Source organism: Pseudomonas koreensis, from assembly GCF_036668835.1.
Classification (GTDB): domain Bacteria; phylum Pseudomonadota; class Gammaproteobacteria; order Pseudomonadales; family Pseudomonadaceae; genus Aquipseudomonas; species Aquipseudomonas koreensis_I.
Map to the genome: position 1 here is coordinate 1 of NZ_JAZEVW010000021.1, position 3,041 is coordinate 3,041.

A 3,041-nucleotide genomic window follows, 5' to 3' on the forward strand; every position below is an offset into this window, starting at 1 on the left:
TTGAGAAATTCGAATTTTCGGCGAATGTCGTCTTCACAGTATAACCAGATTGCTTGGGGTTATATGGTCAAGTGAAGAAGCGCATACGGTGGATGCCTTGGCAGTCAGAGGCGATGAAAGACGTGGTAGCCTGCGAAAAGCTTCGGGGAGTCGGCAAACAGACTTTGATCCGGAGATGTCTGAATGGGGGAACCCAGCCATCATAAGATGGTTATCTTGTACTGAATACATAGGTGCAAGAGGCGAACCAGGGGAACTGAAACATCTAAGTACCCTGAGGAAAAGAAATCAACCGAGATTCCCTTAGTAGTGGCGAGCGAACGGGGACTAGCCCTTAAGTGGCTTTGAGATTAGCGGAACGCTCTGGAAAGTGCGGCCATAGTGGGTGATAGCCCTGTACGCGAAAATCTCTTGGTCATGAAATCGAGTAGGACGGAGCACGAGAAACTTTGTCTGAATATGGGGGGACCATCCTCCAAGGCTAAATACTACTGACTGACCGATAGTGAACTAGTACCGTGAGGGAAAGGCGAAAAGAACCCCGGAGAGGGGAGTGAAATAGATCCTGAAACCGTATGCGTACAAGCAGTGGGAGCCCACTTTGTTGGGTGACTGCGTACCTTTTGTATAATGGGTCAGCGACTTATTTTCAGTGGCGAGCTTAACCGAATAGGGGAGGCGTAGCGAAAGCGAGTCTTAATAGGGCGTCTAGTCGCTGGGAATAGACCCGAAACCGGGCGATCTATCCATGGGCAGGTTGAAGGTTGGGTAACACTAACTGGAGGACCGAACCGACTACCGTTGAAAAGTTAGCGGATGACCTGTGGATCGGAGTGAAAGGCTAATCAAGCTCGGAGATAGCTGGTTCTCCTCGAAAGCTATTTAGGTAGCGCCTCATGTATCACTGTAGGGGGTAGAGCACTGTTTCGGCTAGGGGGTCATCCCGACTTACCAAACCGATGCAAACTCCGAATACCTACAAGTGCCGAGCATGGGAGACACACGGCGGGTGCTAACGTCCGTCGTGAAAAGGGAAACAACCCAGACCGTCAGCTAAGGTCCCAAAGTTATGGTTAAGTGGGAAACGATGTGGGAAGGCTTAGACAGCTAGGAGGTTGGCTTAGAAGCAGCCACCCTTTAAAGAAAGCGTAATAGCTCACTAGTCGAGTCGGCCTGCGCGGAAGATGTAACGGGGCTCAAACCATACACCGAAGCTACGGGTATCACCTTCGGGTGATGCGGTAGAGGAGCGTTCTGTAAGCCTGTGAAGGTGAGTTGAGAAGCTTGCTGGAGGTATCAGAAGTGCGAATGCTGACATGAGTAACGACAATGGGTGTGAAAAACACCCACGCCGAAAGACCAAGGTTTCCTGCGCAACGTTAATCGACGCAGGGTTAGTCGGTCCCTAAGGCGAGGCTGAAAAGCGTAGTCGATGGAAAACAGGTTAATATTCCTGTACTTCTGGTTATTGCGATGGAGGGACGGAGAAGGCTAGGCCAGCTTGGCGTTGGTTGTCCAAGTTTAAGGTGGTAGGCTGAGATCTTAGGTAAATCCGGGATCTTAAGGCCGAGAGCTGATGACGAGTTACCCTTTGGGTGACGAAGTGGTTGATGCCATGCTTCCAAGAAAAGCTTCTAAGCTTCAGGTAACCAGGAACCGTACCCCAAACCGACACAGGTGGTTGGGTAGAGAATACCAAGGCGCTTGAGAGAACTCGGGTGAAGGAACTAGGCAAAATGGCACCGTAACTTCGGGAGAAGGTGCGCCGGTGAGGGTGAAGGACTTGCTCCGTAAGCTCATGCCGGTCGAAGATACCAGGCCGCTGCGACTGTTTATTAAAAACACAGCACTCTGCAAACACGAAAGTGGACGTATAGGGTGTGACGCCTGCCCGGTGCCGGAAGGTTAATTGATGGGGTTAGCTAACGCGAAGCTCTTGATCGAAGCCCCGGTAAACGGCGGCCGTAACTATAACGGTCCTAAGGTAGCGAAATTCCTTGTCGGGTAAGTTCCGACCTGCACGAATGGCGTAACGATGGCGGCGCTGTCTCCACCCGAGACTCAGTGAAATTGAAATCGCTGTGAAGATGCAGTGTATCCGCGGCTAGACGGAAAGACCCCGTGAACCTTTACTATAGCTTTGCACTGGACTTTGAATTTGCTTGTGTAGGATAGGTGGGAGGCTTTGAAGCGTGGACGCCAGTTCGCGTGGAGCCATCCTTGAAATACCACCCTGGCAACTTTGAGGTTCTAACTCAGGTCCGTTATCCGGATCGAGGACAGTGTATGGTGGGTAGTTTGACTGGGGCGGTCTCCTCCTAAAGAGTAACGGAGGAGTACGAAGGTGCGCTCAGACCGGTCGGAAATCGGTCGTAGAGTATAAAGGCAAAAGCGCGCTTGACTGCGAGACAGACACGTCGAGCAGGTACGAAAGTAGGTCTTAGTGATCCGGTGGTTCTGTATGGAAGGGCCATCGCTCAACGGATAAAAGGTACTCCGGGGATAACAGGCTGATACCGCCCAAGAGTTCATATCGACGGCGGTGTTTGGCACCTCGATGTCGGCTCATCACATCCTGGGGCTGAAGCCGGTCCCAAGGGTATGGCTGTTCGCCATTTAAAGTGGTACGCGAGCTGGGTTTAGAACGTCGTGAGACAGTTCGGTCCCTATCTGCCGTGGACGTTTGAGATTTGAGAGGGGCTGCTCCTAGTACGAGAGGACCGGAGTGGACGAACCTCTGGTGTTCCGGTTGTCACGCCAGTGGCATTGCCGGGTAGCTATGTTCGGGAAAGATAACCGCTGAAAGCATCTAAGCGGGAAACTTGCCTCAAGATGAGATCTCACTGGAACCTTGAGTTCCCTGAAGGGCCGTCGAAGACTACGACGTTGATAGGTTGGGTGTGTAAGCGCTGTGAGGCGTTGAGCTAACCAATACTAATTGCCCGTGAGGCTTGACCATATAACACCCAAGCAATTTGAGTCGAACAGACCAGATTGCGGTGTGTGAAGACGAAACGAACCGAAAGTTCGATGTTCACAAA

1 rRNA gene is annotated in these 3,041 nt (G+C 51.7%); it reads left to right on the forward strand.

The window, feature by feature from the left end:
* Positions 1-65 precede the first annotated feature (65 nt).
* Positions 66-2,959, forward strand: a 23S ribosomal RNA gene (locus V6F91_RS27115).
* Positions 2,960-3,041: the final 82 nt, after the last annotated feature.